General features: G+C 43.8%; 19 protein-coding genes and 1 CRISPR repeat array. All 19 genes read left to right on the top strand.

Annotated elements, in window-relative coordinates:
* Nucleotides 1-11 precede the first annotated feature (11 nt).
* The 19 genes from essC (at nucleotide 12) to cas3 (ending at nucleotide 26,396) form a co-directional block, all read left to right on the top strand.
* Complete coding sequence (essC, locus tag M3202_RS17905) at nucleotides 12-4,463, top strand: type VII secretion protein EssC (protein ID WP_251224622.1); 4,452 nt, start codon at nucleotides 12-14, stop codon at nucleotides 4,461-4,463.
* Between the two features lie 21 nt (nucleotides 4,464-4,484).
* Entirely contained in the window at nucleotides 4,485-7,343 is a 2,859-nt protein-coding gene (gene esaA, locus M3202_RS17910) for a type VII secretion protein EsaA (protein ID WP_251224623.1), read from the top strand.
* The gene (gene essA / locus M3202_RS17915; RefSeq protein WP_251224624.1) at nucleotides 7,318-7,863 is read left to right on the top strand and encodes a type VII secretion protein EssA; all 546 of its coding nucleotides are present in this window, start codon (nucleotides 7,318-7,320) and stop codon (nucleotides 7,861-7,863) included. Before esaA ends, essA begins: the two co-directional genes overlap by 26 nt.
* A gap of 44 nt (nucleotides 7,864-7,907) precedes the next feature.
* Nucleotides 7,908-8,252, top strand: coding sequence for a DUF5082 domain-containing protein (locus tag M3202_RS17920; RefSeq protein ID WP_251224625.1), 345 nt, complete (start codon nucleotides 7,908-7,910; stop codon nucleotides 8,250-8,252).
* 26 nt (nucleotides 8,253-8,278) lie between these two features.
* Nucleotides 8,279-8,551: a YwqI/YxiC family protein gene (locus tag M3202_RS17925; RefSeq protein WP_251224626.1), complete on the top strand. Its 273-nt coding sequence runs from the start codon at nucleotides 8,279-8,281 to the stop codon at nucleotides 8,549-8,551.
* A 22-nt stretch (nucleotides 8,552-8,573) separates the two neighbouring features.
* On the top strand, nucleotides 8,574-10,064 hold the full coding sequence (locus M3202_RS17930) for an LXG domain-containing protein (protein WP_251224627.1): 1,491 nt from the start codon (nucleotides 8,574-8,576) through the stop codon (nucleotides 10,062-10,064).
* Nucleotides 10,065-10,103: 39 nt separating this feature from the next.
* Nucleotides 10,104-10,412: a DUF4176 domain-containing protein gene (locus M3202_RS17935; RefSeq protein ID WP_251224628.1), complete on the top strand. Its 309-nt coding sequence runs from the start codon at nucleotides 10,104-10,106 to the stop codon at nucleotides 10,410-10,412.
* Between the two features lie 3 nt (nucleotides 10,413-10,415).
* Nucleotides 10,416-10,736: a hypothetical protein gene (locus tag M3202_RS17940; RefSeq protein ID WP_251224629.1), complete on the top strand. Its 321-nt coding sequence runs from the start codon at nucleotides 10,416-10,418 to the stop codon at nucleotides 10,734-10,736.
* 24 nt (nucleotides 10,737-10,760) lie between these two features.
* Nucleotides 10,761-11,237, top strand: coding sequence for a hypothetical protein (locus M3202_RS17945; protein ID WP_251224630.1), 477 nt, complete (start codon nucleotides 10,761-10,763; stop codon nucleotides 11,235-11,237).
* A gap of 69 nt (nucleotides 11,238-11,306) precedes the next feature.
* Nucleotides 11,307-11,531 carry a hypothetical protein gene (locus tag M3202_RS17950; RefSeq protein WP_251224631.1) on the top strand — a complete coding sequence of 75 codons (225 nt, stop codon included), beginning with the start codon at nucleotides 11,307-11,309 and terminating at the stop codon, nucleotides 11,529-11,531.
* 66 nt (nucleotides 11,532-11,597) lie between these two features.
* Nucleotides 11,598-12,263, top strand: a complete 666-nt coding sequence (locus M3202_RS17955) for a futalosine hydrolase (RefSeq protein ID WP_251224632.1) — start codon at nucleotides 11,598-11,600, stop codon at nucleotides 12,261-12,263.
* Complete coding sequence (locus tag M3202_RS17960; RefSeq protein ID WP_251224633.1) at nucleotides 12,260-13,087, top strand: 1,4-dihydroxy-6-naphtoate synthase; 828 nt, start codon at nucleotides 12,260-12,262, stop codon at nucleotides 13,085-13,087. Before M3202_RS17955 ends, M3202_RS17960 begins: the two co-directional genes overlap by 4 nt.
* 190 nt (nucleotides 13,088-13,277) lie before the next feature.
* Nucleotides 13,278-14,336, top strand: coding sequence for a flavin-containing monooxygenase (locus tag M3202_RS17965; RefSeq protein WP_251224634.1), 1,059 nt, complete (start codon nucleotides 13,278-13,280; stop codon nucleotides 14,334-14,336).
* A gap of 1,168 nt (nucleotides 14,337-15,504) precedes the next feature.
* Nucleotides 15,505-18,533: a CRISPR direct-repeat array (repeat unit 29 nt; unit sequence CTTTATAACCCACTACGTTCAGATAAAAG).
* A gap of 378 nt (nucleotides 18,534-18,911) precedes the next feature.
* Nucleotides 18,912-19,904 carry a helix-turn-helix transcriptional regulator gene (locus M3202_RS17970; RefSeq protein WP_251224635.1) on the top strand — a complete coding sequence of 331 codons (993 nt, stop codon included), beginning with the start codon at nucleotides 18,912-18,914 and terminating at the stop codon, nucleotides 19,902-19,904.
* A 95-nt stretch (nucleotides 19,905-19,999) separates the two neighbouring features.
* Nucleotides 20,000-20,725 (top strand): CRISPR-associated endoribonuclease Cas6, encoded by a 726-nt coding sequence (cas6, locus tag M3202_RS17975; RefSeq protein ID WP_251224636.1) that lies wholly within the window; start codon nucleotides 20,000-20,002, stop codon nucleotides 20,723-20,725.
* A 4-nt stretch (nucleotides 20,726-20,729) separates the two neighbouring features.
* Nucleotides 20,730-22,514, top strand: coding sequence for a type I-B CRISPR-associated protein Cas8b1/Cst1 (gene cas8a1, locus M3202_RS17980; RefSeq protein ID WP_251224637.1), 1,785 nt, complete (start codon nucleotides 20,730-20,732; stop codon nucleotides 22,512-22,514).
* Nucleotides 22,507-23,400, top strand: coding sequence for a type I-B CRISPR-associated protein Cas7/Cst2/DevR (gene cas7i, locus M3202_RS17985; protein ID WP_251193888.1), 894 nt, complete (start codon nucleotides 22,507-22,509; stop codon nucleotides 23,398-23,400). Before cas8a1 ends, cas7i begins: the two co-directional genes overlap by 8 nt.
* The gene (cas5b, locus tag M3202_RS17990) at nucleotides 23,400-24,104 is read left to right on the top strand and encodes a type I-B CRISPR-associated protein Cas5b (protein ID WP_251193889.1); all 705 of its coding nucleotides are present in this window, start codon (nucleotides 23,400-23,402) and stop codon (nucleotides 24,102-24,104) included. Before cas7i ends, cas5b begins: the two co-directional genes overlap by 1 nt.
* A 66-nt stretch (nucleotides 24,105-24,170) precedes the next feature.
* The gene (cas3, locus tag M3202_RS17995; protein ID WP_251224638.1) at nucleotides 24,171-26,396 is read left to right on the top strand and encodes a CRISPR-associated helicase Cas3'; all 2,226 of its coding nucleotides are present in this window, start codon (nucleotides 24,171-24,173) and stop codon (nucleotides 26,394-26,396) included.
* The last annotated feature ends 124 nt before the right edge of the window (nucleotides 26,397-26,520 follow it).

Genomic DNA, 26,520 nt, shown 5'->3' on the forward strand with positions numbered 1-26,520 from the left:
GAGTGGAGAAGATGAATCAATTATTTTTGTTTTATGACGACATGTATCAGTCCTGCCAGCTTGAACAAAGTCATCCGGTCATTCAAATCGGCAATGATGACGACGATACGATCACGATCAAATCGCTTTCCTTTTCGGACGGTAAACTAACGCTTGAACGGGATGGTGAACGCTATGTGATCCATCAGGGGAAGCAGCAGGCTGGTGCTCTGACTCAAGATGAGCCGATGACGTTGAATGTGGACGGGAAAACATTACGACTGCTTTACCGAACCGCCGCTGAAAAGAAATATACCTACTACATAGGACAGCTAGATGAAGTGAAGATCGGTAACGTCCAAGGAGCGACAATTCAAAAAGAGGGCCACTTTTTTGCCAATGAAGAAGGCAGCTTTCTGACGCTTGTTAAAGTGGGTGAAACGTGGTTACTCAAGCCGGAAGAGCAAAGTGTCATGTATTTGAACGGCCTTCGGGTGAGAGAAGCTACTGCTTGTGCAAATGGAGATCATCTTTTCTTTCCGTTTATGACGATTACAATCGTTGAGGACGACCTGTTGATGATCAGATGTACAGAAGCAGTTGAAACAGAACTTCCCGCCGTACGCCCGCCTGTTTCCAAAATGCAGAAAGCGTACCCTCTTTACCGTCGTACGCCGCGCTTAATCTATGATCTGCCGGAAGAGAAGGTGACGTTTTCCTTTCCGTCCCAGGAAATCGATAATAACCAACGCGCCTTATGGTTATTGATTTTGCCGCCGGCGATGATGCTGATCGTTATGACCGTCGTTGTTCTCCTTATTCCAAGAGGAATATTCATCCTCATCTCAATTGTGATGTTTACGACGACGATCATGACATCCACGATTCAGTATTTTCGCGAAAAGAAAAAAAGAAAAGAGCGTGAGGAGCAACGGGAACGGGTTTATTCGAATTATTTGAAGCAAAAGCAGGAGGAGCTGCAAGGCCTGGCAGAAAAGCAGAAAATGGTAATGGCCTATCATTTTCCGAGCTTTGAAGAAATGAAGGCGATGGCGAAGACGATCAGCGCGAGAATCTGGGAACGATCGCTTGATAGTGAGGATTTTTTGCAGTTCCGGGTAGGCCGGGCGGAGGTGCCGTCGAGCTATCAGGTAGCAGTCGGAAGTCTTGACTTTGCCAATCGGGAAATCGACCATTTGCTCGAAAGGTCGCAGGAGATTATCAACGCTTATCAGCATGTAAAAAATGTCGCTTTGCCGGTTGATCTGTCAAGCGGGTCAATCGGTCTGGTTGGAAAGGATGCGATCGTCCAGCGCCAACTTCAGCAGATTGTCGGCCAGCTGGCGTTCTTTCACAGTTACCGGGATGTGCGTTTTATCGCTATTTTCGATCAGTCTCATTATGGAAGCTGGGAATGGATGAAGTGGCTGCCGCATTTTCAACTGCCGCACTCCTTTGCTAAAGGCTTTATCTACGACGAAAAAACGAGAGACCAGTTATTGTCCTCGATATATGAAATGCTGCGCGAACGCGATATCGACGAAACGAAAGCGAACAAAACCTTTGCGCCACATCTTGTCTTTATTGTTCAAAATCGGCAGCTCATTTCCGACCATCTCATTATGGAATATTTAGAGGGAGAGGATCGCGGTATCGGACTTTCCACGATCTTTGCGACCGACGCGAAAGAGAACCTGACCGACTCGATTCACACCCTTATTAGTTACATTAACAGCCAGGAAGGTGAAATTCTCATTCACCGCCACCGGGCCGTTCATACACCGTTTGCTATTGACAAGCATGCGGAGAAAGGCAATGAAAGCTATGCGCGTCTGCTGCGCTCGCTTGATCATCAAAAGGGGATGAGCAATTCGATTCCGGAGATGGTCTCCTTTTTGGAGCTGAATGGGGCGCAGGAAGTCGCCGACCTGGAGATTGAGCGGAAGTGGCACCGCAATCAGCCTTCAAAGTCGCTCGCCGTGCCGATCGGCTTAAAAGGTAAGCAGGATAAGGTTGAGCTGAACCTTCATGAAAAAGCGCACGGACCTCATGGCCTTGTAGCAGGGACGACTGGTTCCGGGAAAAGTGAGCTTTTACAAACGTATATTCTCAGCTTGGCCGTTCATTTTCATCCGCATGAGGTCGCCTTTTTGTTAATCGATTACAAGGGTGGCGGCATGGCACAGCCATTTAAACAGCTGCCTCATCTCCTTGGGACAATCACAAATATTAGCGAAAGCAAAAACTTCAGTACGCGCGCCCTCGCTTCGATTAATAGTGAAATGAAACGGAGACAGCGCCTGCTTGATGCTTATGACGTTACTCATATTCATGACTATGGTGATTTAGTCAAACAGGGGATCGCCAAAGAGCCGATGCCGCATCTTTTCTTAATCTCGGATGAATTTGCCGAACTGAAGAGTGAGGAACCTGAATTCATTAAAGAATTGGTCAGCGCCGCCCGGATCGGACGTAGTCTCGGCGTTCATCTCATCCTCGCTACACAAAAACCGGGGGGAGTAATCGATAACCAGATCTGGAGTAATTCCCGCTTTAAGATCGCTCTTAAAGTTCAGGACGCGACAGACAGTAAGGAGATTTTGAAAAACGGTGATGCCGCAACGATCACCCAGACCGGAAGAGGCTATTTACAAGTAGGAAACAACGAAGTTTATGAGCTGTTTCAATCAGCGTGGAGCGGTGCTCCGTATTTGGAGGAATCTTTTCAGGCGGAGGAAGAGGTCTCGCTTGTCACCGATCTCGGCCTTGTCCAGCTCTCGGGACTGAGCACGAAGACCGTGCCCGACTCGAAGGAGCAGAAAACAGAAATAGAAGCTGTTGTCGCTGAAATCGCCGCTGTTCAACAGAAGCTGCAGCTGATCAAGCTTCCAAGTCCATGGCTCCCTCCGTTAGGGGAGTGGCTGCCGAGACCGGAAGTGGATTCTGTGGCGGAAGGTTTTCTGATCGGACTGAAGGATGAACCGGAAAAGCAGAGTCAGACCCCATACAGATATCAATGGATCACTGACGGAAATATTGGTGTTTTCGGTTCGTCCGGCTACGGGAAATCAACGACGCTGTTCACTTACTTGCTGAGCTTTGCCGCACATCATCGTGCCGATGAGCTGCATTACTTTATTTTCGATTTTGGTAATGGGACGTTATTGCCGCTTAGGCAGCTGGCTCATACCGCCGATTATTTCCGTTTTGATGACGAACGAAAGATTGCCAAGTTCTTTACCTTCATCAAGCGTGAAATGGAGCAGCGCAAACAGCTGTTTTTGGAACATGAGGTGAGCACTATTACGCATTATAACCAAGTGACTGAAGAAAAGCTGCCGGTGCTCTTTTTAGTAGTCGATAACTTTGACCTCGTCAAAGAGGAGCTTCCGGAAGCCGAGGCGCAATTTATTCAGCTTGCGAGGGATGGTCAGGCGATCGGGCTTTTTGTCGCGATTAGTGCGACGAGAATTAATGGCGTCCGCCAGCCATTAATGAACACGTTGAAAACAAAAGTGCTGCATTATGTCATGGATAGCAATGAACAGTACACGCTTGTCGGCAAAACGCCTTATGAAGTCGAGCCGATCCCGGGCCGTGCCCTGCTGATTAAAGACCAGGCCTCCCTTGTGCAAATATTCCTGCCGGCTAAAGGCAAGGACGATCTTGACCAGCTGCAGCAGGTCAAAGATGAAATTAAGCTGATAAACGAGGCAAGTCAGGGCCGCAGCTTGCCTCAGCCAATTCCGATGCTTCCTTCCCAGCTGAGTATCGTCGAATTTTTCGAGCGTTATGTCGATGATGTGACGGAAGGACAGCTGCCGATCGGGCTGGAAGAGGAGAGTGTGACGACAATGACCGTTGATCTGATTGGTGAACAGCATTGCTTGATTATGGGCCAGGCGAAAAAAGGAAAAACAAATGCAATGCGTGTCCTGCTTCATGGAATCCTCGAACAAAGCCATACGTCAATCGGGTTATTTGACGGGGTCGATCGTGGCCTGGCAAATGATGCGAAGCATAAGTCTGTTCATTATATGGAGTCAAAGGAGCAGATTATGGAGTGGCTCAACCAAATGGAAGCGGAGCTGAGCAGAAGAGAAGCCGAGTATGTCGCGAGCATTGAACGGCATCATCATGAGCAGCGGGCGTATCCGAAGGTTTATTTGCTGATTGACAGCTTCTCCCGATTCCAACAAAAGGCAGATACCGCTATCCAGGATAAGGTCGCGACGCTGCTGAAGCTTTATACCCATCTTGGCTTTACGGTTCTTGTTGCAGGAAATCCGAATGAATTTTCTAAAGGGTTTGATTCCTTTACGAGTGAAATTAAGCAGATCAGACAAGCGATTCTCTTAGCAAAGAAATCGGATCAAAACCTGTTCCCGCTTCCATTTACAAGAAATGAAGAAGAGATCCAGCCGGGGTTTGGCTATCTTATTAGAAGCGGAAAAGAAACAAGGATGCAAATTCCTAAATGTTAATTAGGAAAGAAGGGCAAAATGATGTTCGATAAAAAAAGTCTTATTAAATTAATAGTCATGATAGTGGTCATCCTGTTCTTTCCAACGATGTTTTTCTCTTATATTGAACCGGAACAGGATCAAGCGAATAAAGCGACCGCCAGAGAAATTGCCGTCGTCAATGAAGATCTCGGTACGGAATTTCAGGGTCAGCAGCTGCTTTTCGGCCAGGAAGTGATCGCCTCGCTTGAGCGGGACTCTGACTATCAATGGGTCGTGGTCGGACGAAATGCGGCAGAAGCCGGACTCGAGCGCAATCAGTATGATGCGGTGCTGTACCTGCCGTCGAATTTGTCGGCGCAGGTCATGGGGTTTAAAGAGGATGAGCCGGAAAAGGCGGTGCTGAATTATCAAATTCAGGGGAATCTGGATGCGGCAAATATGGAGCGTGTCCAGCGAGCTTTGACAACGGCGCGAAACCGCATCAATAGTCATATTTCAACGATGTACTGGGACCACGTCTCTCAAGAGGTCGACGATATCAAGCAAAAATTCGATCAAATTCTTGAGCGGGAGATTGCGTTTCAGGAGTCCATGTATGCCTTCTATTCACCGGGATCCGCTACGATTGCCGAAGAGATCAGGCAGCAGATGGAAATGCTTGAACAATTGCAGGCCGCCGCAGCCGAAGCGATGGATGCCTCAAGCGGGACAAATGCCGAAATGGAAGCGTCAGTGTTGCAGATGAATGAGTTTCTGACTAAGGTGCAGCAATATCGTGATTTTCAGGACCGGCAAAACGATTTATTCCTGACGACGAGTCTGCAGAATCAGCAGCTGCTACAGCAAGGCCTGGCGAGCTATGAAACCAATTTGACAGATGGTGTCCAACGGATTCTTCATAACAGGGAGATCACCCCGGTTCCGACTGTGGATGGAGATCATTTACTTGACAGTGTCGTGCAAATTCAGCAATCGATCAATCATAATCATGTCATTGTTGAACAGATCGAGGAGTCGATTGAAGGCTCAGAGGTCGAGGAACAGTTTGAACGAATCATGGAAGTGCAAGAGGCGATGATGAAGCAATACAGGGAGGAAACAGAAAAGCAATCGTTGAATCGCCTCGAAGAAAAACTCCTGCCGGCACGAAACGACCTTGTCGCCGCGACGTCCAGTCAGGCGACAAGCAAGGCGAAGGAGATCTCAGCAGCGGCATTGCCGACAGCCGGGCAGGCGGAAGGCGTCTCGTTAAAGACGGTAAAAGAGCAGATCAACGGCCTTTATCAGGCGCTGGAAGCCGTCGTGCTTGAAGAAGAAAAGCCGTTGGACGAGATCCAAAAAACGATCTCGCAGCTGGAAAGCAATGTTGAGCTGGTGGAAAATGAACTGATGAAGCAGGCGTCAGAGCAGGCAGAATGGGAGCAAGTAGTCGAACAGCGGTTGGAAACGATTATTCAGGAACAACGGGAGAGTGTACCTGAAGGAAAATCCGCCGAAGAGCAGGCAGTTGAGCAGATTAAAGCGAAGGAAGCGGCAATTTTGCAGCTCGATTATTTGGATGATGCCCGTAAACAAAAGCTAGCTTCCCACTTTGAAAAACCATTGCAAAGCCGTGATATGAATCAATTACTCTCTTATTTTGCCTATTTATCAATCTATGAAGACATTTTGCAAAAGACTGATAGCACTGATCAGGAGTTAATCGGTGAGATCATTGCGACCCACACTGAGAAAAGCGAAAGTGAAGTGAAAGCGGCCTTTGAGACGCTGAAAGGTGAAACAGAGCATTTTGATCAGCTTCGAAAAGGACTGAGAGAATCATCGAGCAACCTCAACCTGCTTGAGGATGAGTTCATTGAATTTGTTGAGGCGACAATCGGGTTTATGGAAGAATACGATGAAGCGGTTAAACAAGAGCGTGAGTTAATGATGCGTGAGCTGGTTGAAATCGAGCACGGCGCCAATGATGTCACTGCGTTTTTACGTGAGGAAATAACAGCGCCGGAGGTAGAAGAAGTGCCGGTTGATGGATTGAATGGTGAACTTGTCGTGACCACACAGCAAAATGCGATGATGGATATTCAGGCGATTTCGAATCTCGTTCATTCATTAGCGGACCGCCATTCGTATGTTAATGACTATACGAATGAACTCTATCAGCGGGTCGATACTGTTCAAGAACGCGCCGATCAATTAAACGAAAGCTGGGCGGAAAATGTTGATTCGACGAAGCTGGTCAGAGAGGATCTCTATGATGTTCTCCGCAATGCCGTCGTCGATGGGCAGGCCAATCCGTACATTTACGAGTATTTAACGAATCCGACGATGATCAGCGGATCAACTCCTGAAGAACGGACGACTCAGGCGCCGCCGGTGGTCATGCTGATTATTCTCCTGCTTTGCGGCTTGGCGATCGGTTTTCTCGTTTATCATTTTTCTCATGTAGCGTCGATGCTGAATTTTTCCTTGTTTATGCTGCTAACATTGGCAGTTGGGTTAATGATTAGCATTTATGGCTTAACGATTTACCCGCTCCACGATGTTCAGGTAGTACAATGGACTGTCAGCACGATTCTGTTTCTGATTGCCTGCGCCGGGATCATTCGTCTCGGGTTGGAAATTGGTCCAGTTACGGGAGGGCTGACTGTTGGAGCGATGCTGATCTTTTTCATCGCGCCGCTGCTTGATTTAGTAATCGCCGGCTTCAGCATCCAGCATCCGGTTGCGCAAGTGTTTATGTCGATTCAATATGGCGATCAATCCGCCTTCCTGCCGGCCGTCATTATAACATCGTTACTCAGTGCGATTGTCGTCGCGCTGCCGTATGTATTGAAGCAGCTGAAGGAACGCAGAAATCAGAGTGTGGAAAGCTATGAAGAGTACGACGAGGTCAGCTAAGACGGTGGGCCGCTGCTGGAAACAGGGAGCCCGCTCCACATACTGGCGCAAGAGTTTGTTGCTCCACGCGTCGCTCATTTGCTTGGCGCTTTTGCTGCTGTTACTTTTACCGGAGGAAAGCAGGGCGGAGGAAGAGATCGTGGAGCCGCACCGGTATGAGCAAGGGCAGGTCGAACTGAACCTAGATTATTTCCGCGATCCTCAGCTGCAGCGACGTGAGGCGATGCCGGAAGAGCAGCAGGTGCTGACTTTTCAGCAAGCTGATTACAAATTGTTTGACGAGGTGGAGCGGCAGCTGTTCGCCCATCCGCTTGATGAAAATCATACGATTGTCGTCAAAGCAGAGCAACTGCGCTTGTTTGAAGCGGCTGTACGAAACAATTCCAATCGTGAGCAGCAGGAAGCGGAAGCAGGGGCGATTCAGCTGACGACGATTCTGTTTTCGATCGTGCTCTTACTGGTAGGTGTATTGTTTGTCATCATTCTACCTAAACTTGTGCGCCGTTCTCCTTTAGCATAATGGGCAACGACAGACGGACTTTTCCATGGAAAGGGTGAAATGAAATGGCTTTGGCAGGCTTATATGCACGTTTAAGACAAAAACAGGAGGAGCTATCCCGGCTCAGAATTTGCCAAAATGAGTTGAACAGTTGCCGGCAGGATTTCTACAGTCAGGAGACAATTTGTTTAGAGCCCGAGCTTTCCGCGAATACGTGGGCCGGAACGTTGGCTCAAGCGTTTGAAACCATCCGTGAAGGCGCGATTGTCCCGAGCTATCAGGATATTCATACAAACCAATTCAGTCATATTTTGCAGCTTGTAGCTAATAAAATCACACGAACCGAGCAGGAAATCGTCGCAATTAAACAGGCAATTGCAGCGGCCAAAGCAGCCGCAGCAAGCCAATAAACAGATGATAAGAAAGTGGTGAGCCGATGAGCGGAGAAATTAAAATTCTTTACAGCGATGTGGAACAGGAGCTGGCGAAGGTCGAAAGTGCCGTGCAGCAGGTCGATGGGACTTATCCTTCTTCCATAGGCGAAGGAAATGTACTTGATGTTGTCACACGTTTAAATGAACTCTCAACCGAGCTGCAGCTGGTCATTGAGCAGTATCAAATGCTCGTCCTGAAAAATATAGAGAGTACGAGACAATCGTTGGAAGTGATGCGGGAAACAGACCATCAAATCAGTTCTTCTATTCGATAAGTAGGAGGGAGCCGGCAGTTCAATGAAAACCTTGGATGTAGATGCATTACACAATGGAATTGATCAAGTGATCGAAACGCTTTCCTCCCAAAAAGAGCAGCTGCAGCAAGTGAAGCTGAACATTCAAGCGGTGATCCATTTAGATGATTCTTTTACAGGCAGCGGGGGAGGAGCGATCCGGTCTTTTTACCAGGATTGTCATCTCCCTTTCCTCGCTTTTTTTCAAGCGTTTGCCGTTGAATATGAAAGCGTGCTGGGACGAATGAAAGCTGCCTTGCAGGCATTGGAGCCTGCACAGGAGGGCTTTATTCGGCAAAGTTATTTGGAGCAGGAAGTATCGCAAGGAATCGAACAGCTGAAAACCGTCACGATGAGCTTAACGAATGACGCCAATCAGGCGATTCGCCGCGTGCGTGACATTGTAGCCTTGCCGGATGTTAATGATGAACCGGTTTTGCTAGAAGCTGGAAGAGCGAAGCGCCATACGGAGGATACGGTTGAACAGCTGTATCAATTTGACCAGCAGCAGACCGAGGCGTTGACGAGCGTCGGAAAAGATATTCAGCTGATGACCCAGTACGTCAAGCAGGTCGAGGCCATTTTTACGAGTAAGGTTCATTCTCTTGCCTTCTTAACGAATCAGGTGAAACGGAATCTGGCGTATTCTGCCTTGTTAACGAATTTGCAGAATAAAACAAAGGATCTCTATTCGCTTTCTGCGTTCTCGCCTTTTAACGGAGGGGATATCAATCACCCATACTGGACGGATTCGCTATATATGCATTATGCGGGCCTCCGCTATGCCGACCAACAGGAATACAGATGGCAGCTGTATTCGACGATGATGAGCTGTCCGCGTCCGACGATGACGGAAAAGGTGGAAGATGAGGAGGAGGGCCGGAAATTTCTTATCGGGAATGAAAGTGAGCCAAGAGGCGGATTTAGTGCGGCCGGTGGTGTAGGGTATTATGATCATAACTGGACTGGAATTTCCGAAGGCTTTCACAATTCCGACTTGCCGATTGGCGGGTCTTCACAATTTACAGGCGTGTATGCCGGATTTGACTTGGATACGAGTATTGTTGACGGCACGTATGCACAGCGAATGGCTGATACCGAGTTGAAGGCAAGCATTGGCGGCCCGTCGATTTTTCCAATTGTCAAAGCGGAAGGTACTGTGCTGAGGCATCATGCGAGAGTTCAGGCCGATAGTGACATTCCGGTTATAGGCCGCACCGGAGTTGAGGGCGATGCGAAGATCCTAACGGCAAAAGGCTATGCCGGAGTCGACAATGCCTCTGTCGGAGTAGCAGCGAAAGCGGCTGTCATCGAAGGGGATGTCAGCGGGATTCTACCAATTCCGTTCACCGACTGGAATGCAAAGGTGACGGCCGGGGCCTCTGGTGGAAGCATCGGGGGAGAAGCGAAAATAGGAAAAGAAACGATGCTCGATTTGCGATTTGTGATCGGCGTCAAATTAGGACTAAGCTTTGAAAGACAGATTGAGGATTAGTCAATAGTACGCGTAATAGGTGATAAAGGAGAGAAAATGATGGCAGAAGAAATCAACCAATTAACCCTCCCTAACGAAGGAGAGCTTTTACCGATCGGCTCGGTTGTGACGGTGAAGTTCCTTGATCAGGCCGTAATGATTTATGGAAGAAAGCAAGAACAACAAGGAGAAGAGCAGAAGATTTGGGATTACGTCGCTTGTCCTTATCCACAGGGCCATCTGTCCAACGAGACGAATGTGTTTTTTAATCGCGACCAAATTGAAGCAGTGGTCTTTAAGGGATTGGAAACCGCAGGGGAATTGCTTTTACGCGAACGCTTGAAAGAAGTCTTTGAAAAGAGGAGTTAAACCGTGAATATGTTGCTACAGCCTGTTTTTGATGCGATTGCCGAGGTGAAGCAATGCCTCGGTCCTTACAAGCAAACGGACGCCAAGCAGAAGAAAACGAAGTACGCTTCATTAATGATGTTTAATCTTTTGTTTATTCTTCTTTATGCAATCTTAATTCTCTATTCGCTCTATTACATCATCATGGCCTTTATTCACGGATTTTACGTGCTTTTCGGCTTATGCGTTACGTTGCCGATGATCGGTGTATTTATCCTCCTGCGAAGAAAAGTATATCCGAGATTTAAGCAGGAATATGTGAAAGGCCATGATCTCGACCTTTAAGAGATAATGAAGAAGGAGACAGGAATGAAACGGTTATTTTTATGTCTGAGTCTTGTATTATTGGCAGGGTGTTCAACCCCTGTGAAACAAGAAATGATTCATTATGTTAATGAAGAAGTTAATCCGATATACAGCTTGGAGGAGGAAGCGGTTGATCATCTTAGCAGTGTAACGGGCAGTAATTACGTCGATGACGAGACGTTCTATCACACAATGGTGGAGGAAGTTCTGCCGAGGTATGAACAATTTGTGCAAAGGCTGGAAAGCATTGAGCCGGAATCGGAGGAACTCCACAAGGTCCACTCTTTATTTGTGGAAGGGGCCCAGATGCAACGCAATTCGATGCGGCTCTCCTTGCAGGGTGTTGAACAAGGAAGCGAAGAGGTCATTCAGGAAGCGAACCTTCTTTTAGAGGAAGGGAAGGCGAAGATTGATCAATACATCGCTGAAATGGAATCCTTGGCGGAGCAATACGAGGTTGAGTACGAAGTCTATCAATAAAAAACAGACAGCTGCTAGGTGATTCAAGTCTAGCGGCTGTTTTTGTTCAGCGGGAAAAGAGGTGGTTTGATGAAGAAGCTTCTAATCTTCTTTTTTGGTAAAAGGTGCGCGCGCAATAGGTGGCTGCAAGGATTTTATTGGTTTGCGGTCGTCTTTTTCTTTATGATGCTGGCTTGTGCGTTGCTGACGGGCTATATGCTTCTTTTCGTGCCTGTGCTTCTCTTTCCATTTATGTTCCAGATTGTCTACGCTCAGTTTCATCCGGCAGTGGGCAAAAAGAAGCAGCGATACTAGCCAAGCGCAACGTAATTGGAGTACACTTAAAATGGTAAAGGCTTGTAAGGTAAAGGAGTAAAAACTATGAACGAGAAGCAGAAGCCGCTGCGGTGCCTAATCGTGACGTCAGTGGCTGCGGAAAAAGAAGCTGTCGAGCGGGGCTTTGGACGAGACAGTGGAATAACGGTCATCACCGGGGGGGTTGGACAAGCGGCCGCCGCTGCCAGCACGGCACGGGAACTGGCGCAGGCAAGCTATGACCTTGTCATTTGCGCCGGGATAGCCGGCGGTTTCTCCGGCCAGGCCGGGGTCGGTTCGATTGTCGTCGCAGACAGGATCATCGCCGCTGATCTCGGGACAGAATCGGCGGAAGGCTTTATCAGCATCGATCATTTGCAGCTTGGAACCACCGCGGTGATCGAAACAGAGCACATGCTAAGCCGCCGGCTCGTCACGAGGCTGAGAGAAAAACAGCTGCCGGTTCACTCCGGCCCGATTCTGACTCTTTCCACCGTAACTGGGACAGCAGAAAGTGCCCGGGTTTTGGCGCAGCGTGTAGATGGGGCTGCTGCCGAAGGAATGGAAGGCTACGGCGTGGCGGTAGCGGCTGCTCAGTTTGCTTTGCCAGTAATGGAGATCCGGACGATTTCAAATCTTGTGGGCCCACGTGACCGCGATGCGTGGCGAATTAAAGAGGCGTTGGCCGTTTTAGAGCAAGCCAGCGCAGCATTTATGGAGGTTATCAAATGAAAATCGCTTATTCCCCTTGTCCGAACGATACATTTGTTTTTCATGCCTGGGCGCATGGTTTGATTGAAGGTGCGCCAAAGCTCGACGTAACGTTTGCTGATATTGACATTACAAACAAGCTGGCAGCCGAACGCAAAGGACCGGAAGTGCTGAAAATCTCATATGGAGCTCTTCCGTGGGTGCTGTCAGATTATGCGCTTGTGCCGTGCGGCGGGGCGCTTGGAAGAGGTTGCGGTCCGCTCGTGCTGACGAAAGAGTCGGCCGGACCGGCAGCTCTTTCCGGTCGGAGAGTTGCTGTGCCGAGTGAGCGTTCCACAGCCTATTTGCTTTTCCGCTTATGGGCGGCTCAGCAGGTACCGGGCGGAGTCGGTGAGATTGTCGTAATGCCGTTTCATGAAATCATGCCGGCGGTACGTGATGGGAAAATTGACGCCGGACTTGTCATTCACGAAGCCCGTTTTACATTTCAGGACTATGGCTTGAAGCAGCTCGCTGACCTCGGCAATTGGTGGGAAGACGACACCGGCCTGCCGATTCCGCTCGGGGCGATTATTGCCCACCGCTCTCTTAATAGAGAAGAGATTGCCAAGTGGGCGCGTGCGTCCGTTGAATATGCTTGGGCGCATCCAGAGGATTCAAAGGGTTATGTGATGGAGCACGCCCAGGAGCTTTCACCGCAAGTGGCGCAGTCTCACATTGATCTATACGTCAATGAGTTTACGGCCGATCTAGGTGAAGCGGGCTATGCCGCTGTCGAGGCATTACTTGGCAGAGCGGCAGAGGAAGGCTTCGTCCCGGAATTTGACCTGGCAGCATTGCGATAAGAAAAAGAGAAGAGCTTGAGACAAAACTAGCTTTGAGCTAGTGGCAATGGCTTTACAAGAGCGTGGCAGTTCTGCACATTGCTTAAGGGGCTGGGCAAAAGGTAGCAACCATTTCCCCTGCCCCTTTTTTGAACAATTTCTCCCCCTTTATCTGTCTCTATCACGTATAATACGGTAAGGGGGTATGGTTATGAGAGACGTATATGAAGTGATCATTATTGGAGCGGGACAGGCTGGAATTGCGATGAGCCAGAAGTTAAAAACGAAAGGAATTGATCATCTGATGATTGATTCCAGTGCTGAAATTGGCCAATCCTGGCTTTCTCGCTATAAATCACTCGTCTTATTTACGCCTAAACGATTCAGCTCTCTTCCGGGTTTGGAAATGGAAGGAGACCCGGAAAGCTATCCGACCAGGGAAGAAATGGCGGCGTATTTACAAGCATACGTTTCCCACTTTCAGCTACCTTATGAGCTGAACATCGCCGTTAATAAACTTGAATTCGAGGATAACGTTTTCCGCATTGCAACGAATAAAAAGATCATATACGCCAGGCAAGTAGTGGTGGCGACCGGCGCTTTTCAAAAGCGCTATATTCCGCCGCTCATTACCAGTACCGCGGAAGAAACCGTCCATCTTCATTCCTCGGAGTATGTGTCGCCAGCCGATCTGTCTGAAGGGACTGTGCTCGTGGTTGGCGGTGGCAATTCCGGCGCGCAAATCGCCGTCGAATTAGCGAAGGAACAGCGGGACGTTTTTCATGCTATTTCTGCTCCGATACGCTTTCTCCCGCTCCGGCTTTTCGGGCAAAGTATCTTCCATTGGCTTGAAAAGAGCGGTCTATTATACGCCGGTCTCGATACAAAACGAGGAAGATGGTTTCAAAAGAAAAATGATCCAGTGTTTGGAATGGAATTAAAAAAATTAATCAAGGCCGGGCGGGTGATCCAAAAACCCCGGGTGAGAGATGTCGTCGGTCAGCTCGCTACTTTTGACGACGGCACGCAACTGACAGTCAAAACTATAATTTGGGCAACGGGCTTTGTTCCTGATTATAACTGGATTCAGATCGACGGAATATTAACAGCCGACGGGCAACCAAAGCATGAGCGCGGCGTGACAGGCGTAAAGGGTCTCTTTTTCCTCGGCCTGCCATGGCAGCACCAGCGCGGCTCGGCTTTAATATGCGGTGTCGGAAAGGATGCGGAATATGTTGCCCTTCATATTGAAAAGAACCTACAGACCTAAAAAACAGCTCCCTGAAAGCTTAATAATCCAGGAAGACATTGACATTAGCCTTTCAAGTTAGATTCTAATATGAAGCCATTTGGAGAAAGGGTGAACTTCTACATACCAACAAATTTCCTCGTCGGGAAATTCACCTGTAAATATGACCATCATATCGACACATCGATTAAGATGTAGCTATGATAGGGACAGATAAGCAGAAAGTCCTTAATCATATGTGAGGAGTTTCTGCTATCGTAAGAGGAGAGGGGGAAAGAGGCTTCTTAATAGTAAGATAAAAATGATGAAGTTTGCTGAAGGGATGATAGCAAAACGATAATTTATCCTCGGCTTCAACATGTAAAATGAAAAAGAAAAGATTAGCATTTAGTTGAGGAAAAAGCAAATCCTGAAAAGTGAATATGTTATTAGAAAAATGCTAAAATGCTATTATTAAAGGAGCTATCAACCTTTATAACCCACTACGTTCAGATAAAAGTGCCCTACAATCTGACCGATCTCCCGCGTTGTCGGCTTTATAACCCACTACGTTCAGATAAAAGAATTTTTTCCGTATTGAAAGTTCTGAATATGTCAGCTTTATAATCCACTACGTTCAGATAGAGATTTGAGCCTTACACTGAATCTTTCTTTACAACCCCCTACGTTCAGATAAAATCTAATTGTTTTTTATATCATCTATTATATCATCCTTTTATTGCACTGTATTTAGTTGAAAGAGAAATCCAATATATATAACCCCCTACGTTCAGATAAAAGTGGATCGGTACGAGCTGTTTGTCGATGCGAGAGACATCTTTATAACCCACTACGTTCAGATAAAAGCAAATAGTCATAGTCACGACCTTTTGATTTCTCCACCCTTTATAACCCCCTACGTTCAGATAAAAGCCGCGCTTTAACTAAAGGGAGGGTCGCCTCTTTCATCTTTATAACCCACTACGTTCAGATAAAAGTTATTTGGATTTTTCGGTATGAATTGGGAAACACTTCTTTATAACCCACTACGTTCAGATAAAAGTATAACGCACCTTACAACCTTTCACTGTTTGACCCTCCTTTATAACCCACTACGTTCAGATAAAAGTTGAAAAATTCCCTGTTACATAACCCACTACGTTCAGATAAAAGGCTACACCGAAAGCGTCCTTTAAGTCCTTCCATGCTTCTTTATAACCCACTACGTTCAGATAAAAGAATATCAACCATGTTCTATCCTCCTTAAACTTTACCACCTTTATAACCCACTACGTTCAGATAAAAGGAAAATGTTCGAGGTACGGAACAAAACCGCTCTTGCCTTTATAACCCACTACGTTCAGATAAAAGTTGATTCCGTTATCCTATATCGTTTACTTTTTTGACTTTATAACCCCCTACGTTCAGATAAAAGGTTGATGCTCGCACTTGCTGTGTCATTAGGAGTTAGACTTTATAACCCACTACGTTCAGATAAAAGGATAATATTGACTCTTATGATAAGTTGCTTACATTCTTTATGACCCACTACGTTCAGATAAAAGCAACATAAACTCTTATTTCTTCATAAAACTCTTCTCGCTTTATAACCCACTACGTTCAGATAAAAGGCTGATTGTCCACGGCCAGCTTGAAGCCCATCGCCTCTTTATAACCCACTACGTTCAGATAAAAGGATAAAGTTGTCCCTGCCCTCTATCAGTCCTTGTCCTTTATAACCCACTACGTTCAGATAAAAGGTTTACGTATTTCTTATGAAAAGTACCGATTTCCTGCTTTATAACCCACTACGTTCAGATAAAAGGATTCAACCGAAAAAGTCTTGTCGGCCTTCTTAATGCTTTATAACCCACTACGTTCAGATAAAAGTATTGATAAAATGAGTAGAAAAGGCGATCAGATCTCTTCCTTTATAACCCACTACGTTCAGATAAAAGGATGTTTTCCTAGCGACAAATGAAAAAACCCTCCACCTTTATAACCCACTACGTTCAGATAAAAGCGATTAAATCTTTGTTCTTTATGCCTTGTACATTCCGCTTTATAACCCACTACGTTCAGATAAAAGGATCGACAATGCAAAATTCAATCTTAAAGGGAGTAAACTTTATAACCCACTACGTTCAGATAAAAGCGTTGCGACATTAATTCAAAATCAATATCCCCTTCCTTTATAACCCACTACGTTCAGATAAAAGCTTGGCTGGATTACCGGCGGCTATCATGAAATTATCCTTTATAACCCACTACGTTCAGATAAAAGTCGTAACATTGTTACTAATTCAGTTAAGTTCATCCCCTTTATAACCCACTACGTTCAGATAAAAGCGAGCTGAAGCCATGTTGCCGTCTTTCTATTTCAACGAACTTTATAACCCACTACGTTCAGATAAAAGAACATACAAAGCACTGCATTTATTTGCCGGTATCGGCTTTATAACCCACTACGTTCAGATAAAAGAATCAACGTAGGTGTTATGTTACTTGAACCAGAATCCTTTATAACCCACTACGTTCAGATAAAAGGCGAGGAAGTCTCACATCAGGTGCCACTCAATCCTGCTTTATAACCCACTACGTTCAGATAAAAGTATGCTCTTTAGCCTCTTTAAGTTCCTTACGCGCCCTTTATAACCCACTACGTTCAGATAAAAGATTTTCGTCGCTTTGTTTCAATATTTGTTTGCTCTTGCTTTATAACCCACTACGTTCAGATAAAAGGCGTGTTTTCTTCTCGCCTGCTGTTAGCTTGAGCGCCTTTATAACCCACTACGTTCAGATAAAAGGAACAGTTCCGCCCGCGAACGAAGATGATTGTCTTTCTTTATAACCCACTACGTTCAGATAAAAGGAGTTTATGTTAATGGTGAATATCATTCATCTGTTAACTTTATAACCCACTACGTTCAGATAAAAGATTGTCTCAATGTCCGTGTCAATAAAATCAAGGTCTTTATAACCCACTACGTTCAGATAAAAGGATTTCGAAAATGGTCGATGAAGGCGATCTCTCCCCTTTATAACCCACTACGTTCAGATAAAAGAACTTTCGCGCTTCTCTTTGTATCTCTTGCCTCCATCTTTATAACCCACTACGTTCAGATAAAAGTCTCCCTAACATCTCCGCAATATCTCTATTTCTTTTGCTTTATAACCCACTACGTTCAGATAAAAGGATGCCGTGCTCTAGTACGCCGCGTCGGATGTCTTCCTTTATAACCCACTACGTTCAGATAAAAGGCTGCGCGCCGCAATTGTCGCACGTATTGCAACCGCCTTTATAACCCACTACGTTCAGATAAAAGGCATCTCTTTCGAGCCGAATCGCTTAGTCTCTCACGCTTTATAACCCACTACGTTCAGATAAAAGCGGTGATGTAATGATTGAGTTCGGTAAAACGTTGTGGCTTTATAACCCACTACGTTCAGATAAAAGACAAACAGAAAAGAATAATGGGTTCTGATGATTTCTCTTTATAACCCACTACGTTCAGATAAAAGTTTTTATTGGTATCACTTCCAAACTTATCCTTTAATTCTCTTTATAACCCACTACGTTCAGATAAAAGCGTGAAGTGATGGTAAATGAATGAAAATGAGGAAGCTTTATAACCCACTACGTTCAGATAAAAGATCGTTATATTGCCAGTCGGTTAACAAATCAATTTCCTTTATAACCCACTACGTTCAGATAAAAGAATGCACAGCGTGCAAATGTACGCCACGCCAAACATCTTTATAACCCACTACGTTCAGATAAAAGACCAGGGCAAATAAATATTCTCGTTGATCCTATTCCGCTTTATAACCCACTACGTTCAGATAAAAGGACAGGGCAGGACATCACGTCTTGGCCTATTTTATTCTTTATAACCCACTACGTTCAGATAAAAGCATTTTATGGATTGGGAGAAATGCTCGGCTTTACACTTTATAACCCACTACGTTCAGATAAAAGCCTCTTCACTCGGTTCTGTTTCGGCTTCATTCTGTCTTTATAACCCACTACGTTCAGATAAAAGTCCATGCAACCTCCACCTCCATGAACGGGATGACTTCTTTATAACCCACTACGTTCAGATAAAAGGACCGCGACCCGGTCGGACTGATCTTGCTACAAAATCCTTTATAACCCACTACGTTCAGATAAAAGACTTCCATCAAAAAAGGACCTCTACCAGATGGCATCCTTTATAACCCACTACGTTCAGATAAAAGGCTTGAAATTGAGCCTCTCAAAACCCGCTGTTTTCAAGGGTTTTGCAGCAGCATAGAAATCATAAGGTTTATTTGTTTTGCTGTAAGTCTCTAGTTGCGTATTTATAATTATTATAAATAAACTTGTAAGCATGATAAATAAAGGGGTACGTTGAGTTAACATGAAAAATGATTTACTGCAATTTTGGAGGGATCTAATTTAATTCAGATTAAAGCAATATATAAGTAGGAGTCAAGGCTGATTGTTTAATAAAGTTGAGAAAGTTATCATAATTTACCGATAATTACATGAAAATGTATTTACGACCAAAGTTGTGTATTATATAATGAATTCAAATAAAATTTATACTGATTCTTTTGGAAGAAAGGAATGATGAAATGGCGCCTCGCAAAATTCGTCAGATTGAACGTTTATTGATGATTCTGAATCTACTGACCGAACGTGAAACGATAACAGCAAAAGAATTAGCTCATTATTGCGATACGTCGACTAGAAGTATTTATCGAGATATGCGGACGCTTGAATCAATCGGTGTTATGTTTATTTCCGAAGGCAAAGAGGGGTATAAACTCATTCAGAAACCTGCTCAGCCACATCGTTTGTTTTCAGAAGAAGAACTTTTGGCATTAACGGTTTATCCAGCACTTTTGGGAAGTACGCAGGCTCTTCAAGATCAGAAAGGAATGAACGCGTATAAAAAAGGAATTGAGAAGCTGAAGGCCCTTACGATCACTGGTACAAATGAAAAGTTAATGAAAGTAAGCAGTCACTTAGGAAAAAGAATTTTAATTCATGATCAAGCAGAGAGCAACTTTAGTAATCACATTATGCCTAGTCTTCTAAGAGCAGTTTTTGAAAATAAAGCACTGGAGGTTGATTATTATGCTATTTCTCGAGATGAAAGTTCTAGACGGGTGATTCATCCATATTACATTCTACCAAGATCAGGACATTTGTATGTGATAGCAAAATGCTTGTTGCGGAAAGATATCCGTATATTTAGAGTTGATCGTATCGCGACGGCTACTTTACTGGATAAAACATTTTCAATTCCCCGTAATTTTGATATAAATGATTACCTCTCAAATCGATGGTCAATCTTTGCTGATGACAAAAGACCGACAACCTTCACTGTAAAATTCAAGTCCTTAGCATCTCGGTATATAAAAGAGCAACAGTTTTATACAGAAACAGAACTCACCGAACACGACGATGGGACAATTTTGTTGAAAGCAACTGTGCAAAGTAAAAAAGAATTTATTCGTTGGATTCGATCATTTGGTCTTGATGCGGAGATATTGGAACCAGAAGAGGTACGCCAACAGTTGGTAGACGAGTATTTCCGGCAGTTCGAAAAGTATAAAAAATAATTGCAGAAAATTTTAAACATCTGACACAAGGTGTCAAATTACTCTTAAAATAATGAGTAATTAAGAAATTTCTTCTGCATGATGGAGGTGAATCAATGCGAATTCAAATTAACTTTCAAGTAGCATCTCTTCCTATCGCTTATCGGTTTGTTGTTTTGAGCTTTTTAAAGGAGGCCATAAAAAAAGGAGATGAAACCTATTTTAAAAGATTGTATGAAGAAGGAGAGGGGAAAATGAAGCCTTTTTCCTACTCAGTTTTCTTGAAAAACTTTACCATTCAGCGAGACGAAATTGAATTAGACCAAATGTCTGTGACAATAAGTTCTTCAGATATAGAGTATATGCTTCATTTATTTAATGGGATCCAGTTGATTCGGGAATATCAAACAAGGAGGGGAGCTTGGAAAATGCTCGGAGTGAGAATGGTAAAGGAATGGGAGATATCCAGCTCTTCTATTGACTGCCGTACCTTGTCACCAATCTTGATTGAAAATCGTCATGGGAAGCCTGTCCATCTTGAAGATGAAAGTTATCGGAAGGAGTTTTCCTATTATGCCAATTTGCGAATTAAAGAGTTAAGTGGACGGAATGCATATAAACCAATAATGATCGAACCCATTCGCATGCGTAAAGTTGTAGTTAAAGAATCTAATTCAACTTTGCGAAAAGAAACAGAGGGGGAACTTTTAACTTACACCGCATACCAAGGAGAATTACGATTAGATGGGCATCCAGAGGATTTGCAGCTTCTTTATCAATCGGGAGTGGGTAAACGGACTTCCCAAGGCTTTGGCTTGCTGGACATTATAAGAGAGGGGTGAGCAAATGGCTATTATTCAAATTGAAGCCGAGGATTGGATGATTACAGCTGGGCTGATTGGTCTTGTCCGTTTATTTCCAGAAGATGAACAGATGATCACCAAAACGGGGGTGACGATTCATTCTCACCATATTGAGCAATTGCCTGAGCGCTACTTCTCTTATTTATTAAAGACGTTTAGCATTGTTGAAAGAGATGTCGGCCGGATGAGCTGGTATACATCGCAATTGAAACGACAGCCTGAAAAAGCGAAGCAATATGCAGCAGATGTTCGAAAAATGATGAATGAGCAATTAAAGAAAGTAGAGAAGTATTTCCCCACTTCCAAAGAATGTAAAGAATTGAACGAGATTACTGAGGCACTGAAGTTAGTGAAAAAAGATGAGAATGCAGAAAAAGTGGAGGAAGCTGTTCAGGCCTACCGACGGATAATGTCTACACCATTTATTGATAAGAAACTTACACTAAACTACGTAAAAGCTGTTATTCTATCTCCTTTTTTTGGTCAACCGAGTTTCTTTCAGCCTGTTTTTAATGCAAAATCATTAGAAGAACATATCTACCAGCTTGAGCGGGATTTTACCTATCCGGCAAAAATGGAATTAGAACTGTATGAACAAATAACAAGACAAACAGAGGGACAAGCTATTTTAGGATATTTAGAGCGTAATCAAGAATATAAGCCTTTTAAAGACTGGTACAAAAAATTAAAGAAAAGAGAAGGCCCAGAAATTCAAGCTTTTTTTGCTGAGTCATTTCCTTGCTCATTTATTTATGACATGGTTGCGACTCAGTCTTTTGAAGAGATGATTTTCTCTCCTTTGGCTCTTTCAAAAGATAAGGCAGTTAATTTCAATTGGGAGTTTAATAGAAAAAATCCGGTTCCAATCAGCTCACTTGCACGTCTCTTGCTATTTTTAGTTCCCATTGGGCTTGCATTTTATACGAGACGAATTGGTTCTCAACTATCAAATGAAACATTACGTTTTGCTGGAATTCTTCTGTCTCAGCAACCTTTTCCACTAATAGTAAAAGAGAATGAAACCTATCAAACTTTAAGACAAAAAAAGGGAAACTCCTTTGGTGAAGCCGTAGCTACTTTATTAGAGGAAGTAACCGATAAAGCACAGAAGCTAACTCATTCCTACTTGTTTGTAGAAGTCTATTCTAGTTATACAACCAAGAAAACATTATTGGATTATTATCATATGCCTCCGTATTTAGCTTCGTATTTATCGCTTCATGGAAAGGTAATCAGTAAGCTTGGTCATCGTGAGCTAAAAGATGAATTTCTTCGTACTGTGTTAAAAGGACAAGATCCAAAACGAGTCGTGTTTGATTATTTACGGCTCGCAGTGAACGAATCGTGGCATGCCAAAGGAGCCTATATTGCAACGCAAGAGCGTTGGAGAATTATAGAAGCGAGAAAAGGAGCTGAAAACATGGTTAATCAAGATAAGAAGATACATTTTATTTATACTCGGGGAAGGGCATTGCGTGCGGCAATGATAAAGAGTCGACCTGGAAGTGAAGAGCTGTATCGAGCAAGCGGTGGAAAAAAAGCAGAGGGCATTGCGTATCGTTTATTAAATGCTCTTAAAGCTGGTAATACATCGGCTTTTATGGATACGATCTTTCGTGTTCATATGGCGGCTGATTTATCGATTCCATCCATTTTTACAGAAACCTATAAGGAAGAAGGGCTGGACTTTGAAACAATTGGCAGTGCTTTTATAGCTGGTTTATTAAATCAAGAACGAAAACAAGAAGGAGGACAAGAAAATGGGTAAAGCACTTACATTTACAGCTATTTTTAAAGCAAATTCATTAAATTACGGCGAAGGCATTGCCAATGTATCTGAATTGAAAAAAATTCATCGGGGTAACGGGGATGTTTATACGTTTGCATCCCGTCAGAGTATTCGATATGATATTGTGCGTTTAGGAAATGAATGGTTTGAATGGAATTTAGACACGGTTGATAAGGCGAAAGGGACTTTGCAATTTAGAGAAGATCTATCAATTGCCGATTCGGTTGAAATGGATTTATTCGGTTATCTAAAAACAGGGAAAAAATCGCAGAAACGACCAGCTGTAGTTCGTTTGTCCCACGCTATTTCGTTAGAACCATATCGTCATGACCTCGAATTTCTGAATAATATGGGCTTGGCAGAGCGTATTGATGAAGCACCTAACCTGGCAAATATCGAGCAACACGAGAGTTTGTACGCATATACAGTAACTGTTGATTTGGACAAGGTAGGTGTGGATCGTGATGTCGTCTTATCAAACGATGAGAAAGTGGAACGTCTACATCAATTTCTGGAAGTGATCAAATTGTTGAACCGTAACATTCGTGGACGTCAGGAAAGTCTATCTCCTTTATTTGTTATTGGTGGTGTGTATCCGGCAGCGAATCCGTTCTTTCTTGGGAGAGTTCAGTTGGAACAAGGCATAAAAAGTTGGAAATTGAATATAGCCGCATTGGTCGATGTAGCGAAAACAACATTTGCAAATCAGGTGATTGGTGAATTTACTCACATTGGATTTATACCGGGTTTATTTGCTAATGAAGTCGACTTTTCGCTAGCTGCAGAGGGGAAAGTTGGTTCTGTCGAGGAATTCTTTGCTGGATTGAAGCAGGAAGTTAGTGCTTATTTTGGAGTAAATAGCTGATGAAAGTGTTACGGCTAAAACTTTATCAGCAGACTGCATGTTACAAAAAGCCGTTTGCCTTTAAAGTCTCCGAAACGTATCCACTGCCTCCATACTCGACGGTGAAAGGCATGCTCCATGCCGTGCTCAATGCAACATCGTTAATACCGATGAAGTTAAGCATTCAGGGGAGCTACGATACGTTATTAACAGATTATCAAACGCACTATTTTTTTAAAAGTGATAAAACAGACAAGTTTACATTGACAGCAGAGGGTCTTGGCTTTGATCGGGGTTTAGAGGGTGATATCACGACAATGCCAATCTATATGCATTTGCTGTATGATGTTACATTATTAATTCATGTAAAGGCAACGGAAGCAGTGCTACAACGTTTGCAGGAGCAGCTCCTGTCTGCCACGACTCACCTAAGTTTGGGACGCTGGGAGGATCTTGTTCGAATAGATGAATGTGAATTGGTGGAAGCTGTTGCAGAGGAAAGAGACAGAGATGTCGTTCTCCCCTATAATGCGTATGTTCCCAAAGAACTGTTAAATGAAGGTCACTATTTTCCATATAAATTGAATTGGACCTATCGTTCTGTTGATAATGTCCGAATCTGGGATAAGATTGCAGTCGGTTATGTACAAAAGGGCTATACACTTAATGCAGAGGAGGAATTGTTATTTGATGAAAAAGGGAGTTGTCTTTTATTTCCTTCCTGAAGTTAAAAAGAAGAAGTCTATCACGGCTTCTTTTTTTTGAAAACTATAGGTCTAAGGAGGACAATTATGAAATTCTATGCAAAGTCAAGTCCGATCGAGACAATAAAAGAGCACACAAAAGAACTATTGAAACGGTATTCTGTTCTTAAAAAAATCTATTATCATCGTTTGCCCCTTGATGATCGAGATTGGGAACTGCTACGAATTGCGGTGCTTTATCATGATATAGGAAAAGCAGATACTTTTTTTCAAAATAAAATTCGTAAGGTGATTGGGGAGCCGCTTCTTTTAGTCAAGTCAGAGTTTAATGTTCAACATAACTTTCTGTCTATTTTAGCCATTCCTTTTAAGAGATTAGGTATTCTCAAGGAAGAACAAAAGCTACTGATGCAAATTATAGCGTATCATCATGAGAGAGGGCAGGATCCTAATAATGAGGAAGCTGCTTCGAATTATGAACATAATATCCTGCCATTTCGCGAAGAATTGGAAGCTGAAATGGAATTGTCGCTTGAAACGAGTATACGGTCAGCTCGATTAGAACAGGTAAAGCATCAGGCAAGAATTCGTGAATATGAACCGGAATTATTTAGGCGGTATGTTTTGCTAAAGGGGCTACTCCATCGGCTTGATCATGCTGCTTCAGCACATGTACCTATAGAGGTGGGGCTAGAAATGAATGTTGTTGACCATGTAAATCAGTTTTTCAATAAAAAGTTTGAGGGAAGAAAAAAACCATTGCAGCATTTCACTGAACAGAATCAAGATAAGCATCTTGTTGTTGTTGCCCAAACGGGTATGGGCAAAACAGAAGCTGGTCTACTCTGGCTAGGCAAAGAGAAGGGATTTTTTACGTTACCTTTACGAGTAAGCATTAATGCTATGTATGAACGAGTGACTTCGAATGAGAATATAGGCTTTAGCTTGATTGGAGGAGAAGGGATAGAGGAAGCAACGGGGCTATTACATTCTACTAGCTTGGATTATTTATATGATCGTAGAGAAGCTGATGACGAGGCATTGGAAAAAATGCATTCACAATCAAGGGAGTTTGCTAATAAGTTGACTATTTCGACGATTGATCAAGTGTTGAAATTTCCCTTTTATTATCTTGGATTTGAAAAGGAGTATGCCACAGTAGTGGGGGCAAAAGTCATTATCGATGAGTTGCAAGCATACGATCCCCGGATCGCTGCATTGCTTGTTCGTGCCATGGTTTTATTGGATGAGCTCGGAGGTGCTTTCTTGATTATGACAGCCACTCTCCCAGATTTCTATTTTAAAGCTTTAGAACGTGAATTGAGTTCTTCGAAGCGTCCTCTAGTTTATCAGGAGTTTATTGATGACGAGGTTAAGAGGCATCATATTCATGTAAGAGAAGAAACGATCTTTGATGCAGTTGAAGAGATTGCTCGGGCAGGTGAGATGAATAAAGTACTTGTGATTTGTAATACGGTGGATCAGGCAAGAAAGGTTTTTAAGCAAATTCATCTTTTGAACGAAGAGTCTTGGCTGTTGCATGCTCGGTTTATTCAAAAGGATCGACGTAAAAAAGAGAAAGAGATTTTAGCTTTTGCAAATAGTGAAAGGGCAGGTATTTGGGTGACAACCCAATTAGTTGAAGCAAGTCTTGATATTGATTTCGATCGACTATATACGGAAATGGCTACCTTAGATAGCTTGTTTCAACGATTTGGTCGCTGCAATCGTAAAGGAACAAAGCCTATCGAGGCGGTAAATATCCATGTGATGGCAAAAGAGGTGAGTGGCGTAGGGTCGGTCTACCACGAAGAAATCTATCAGCGCAGTTTAAGGTTAATTCAGTTGGAGCAAGGATTGTTAGTAGAATCAAAAAAGCATGCTATGATTCAGGAGCTTTATAATGAAGAGGCTCTTCAGGGGTCAAACTTTAAGCAACAATTTGATGATACATTGAAAGAGCTGAAGAATCGCCCTTTATATGAAACGAAGAAATTAGAAGCACAGAAACTATTACGAGACATTCAACAAGTCCAAGCTATTCCGGAACGATATATAGGAAGTAAGGAAGTTCAAGATGCGCTTCACGAATGGGAACAAGCAACAAAACAGACCAAGCAAAAGAATCAAGTTAAAGCGATCAAAAGGAAGGCACGCCGTCAAATTGAGCAATTTACAGTTGGAGTAAATCCATTTAAAGCAAAAGAGCTTTTGGGGGAATTCCCCTTAATAAAAGGGCTTTGCATAATTAGATGTGAATACGATGAAGATTTAGGTCTGTTAATCGATCAAAAAAAAGACCCCTTTTCTTAAGGAGCATTCCTGTAATGAAGAAATTTGAGGATTGAACAAAAAAGAGCCCTCTTGGTATTATACGAGGTGTCCAAAGCTTCGAAGCAAAAATGGACCCTTAAATTAGTAACCAAGGAGGACTCGT

This window comes from Halalkalibacter oceani, assembly GCF_023715605.1.
Lineage (GTDB): Bacteria > Bacillota > Bacilli > Bacillales > Bacillaceae_D > Halalkalibacter > Halalkalibacter oceani.

Coding starts and splice junctions, on each gene's coding strand:
- M3202_RS17930 (WP_251224627.1), top strand. CDS start 8,574: ATGAAAACCTTGGATGTAGATGCATTACACAATGGAATTGATCAAGTG.
- M3202_RS17955 (WP_251224632.1), top strand. CDS start 11,598: ATGAACGAGAAGCAGAAGCCGCTGCGGTGCCTAATCGTGACGTCAGTG.
- M3202_RS17950 (WP_251224631.1), top strand. CDS start 11,307: ATGAAGAAGCTTCTAATCTTCTTTTTTGGTAAAAGGTGCGCGCGCAAT.
- M3202_RS17925 (WP_251224626.1), top strand. CDS start 8,279: ATGAGCGGAGAAATTAAAATTCTTTACAGCGATGTGGAACAGGAGCTG.
- cas6 (WP_251224636.1), top strand. CDS start 20,000: ATGCGAATTCAAATTAACTTTCAAGTAGCATCTCTTCCTATCGCTTAT.
- M3202_RS17920 (WP_251224625.1), top strand. CDS start 7,908: ATGGCTTTGGCAGGCTTATATGCACGTTTAAGACAAAAACAGGAGGAG.
- essA (WP_251224624.1), top strand. CDS start 7,318: ATGAAGAGTACGACGAGGTCAGCTAAGACGGTGGGCCGCTGCTGGAAA.
- M3202_RS17970 (WP_251224635.1), top strand. CDS start 18,912: ATGGCGCCTCGCAAAATTCGTCAGATTGAACGTTTATTGATGATTCTG.
- M3202_RS17935 (WP_251224628.1), top strand. CDS start 10,104: ATGGCAGAAGAAATCAACCAATTAACCCTCCCTAACGAAGGAGAGCTT.
- cas7i (WP_251193888.1), top strand. CDS start 22,507: ATGGGTAAAGCACTTACATTTACAGCTATTTTTAAAGCAAATTCATTA.
- cas5b (WP_251193889.1), top strand. CDS start 23,400: ATGAAAGTGTTACGGCTAAAACTTTATCAGCAGACTGCATGTTACAAA.
- M3202_RS17945 (WP_251224630.1), top strand. CDS start 10,761: ATGAAACGGTTATTTTTATGTCTGAGTCTTGTATTATTGGCAGGGTGT.
- M3202_RS17965 (WP_251224634.1), top strand. CDS start 13,278: ATGAGAGACGTATATGAAGTGATCATTATTGGAGCGGGACAGGCTGGA.
- essC (WP_251224622.1), top strand. CDS start 12: ATGAATCAATTATTTTTGTTTTATGACGACATGTATCAGTCCTGCCAG.
- cas3 (WP_251224638.1), top strand. CDS start 24,171: ATGAAATTCTATGCAAAGTCAAGTCCGATCGAGACAATAAAAGAGCAC.
- esaA (WP_251224623.1), top strand. CDS start 4,485: ATGTTCGATAAAAAAAGTCTTATTAAATTAATAGTCATGATAGTGGTC.
- cas8a1 (WP_251224637.1), top strand. CDS start 20,730: ATGGCTATTATTCAAATTGAAGCCGAGGATTGGATGATTACAGCTGGG.
- M3202_RS17960 (WP_251224633.1), top strand. CDS start 12,260: ATGAAAATCGCTTATTCCCCTTGTCCGAACGATACATTTGTTTTTCAT.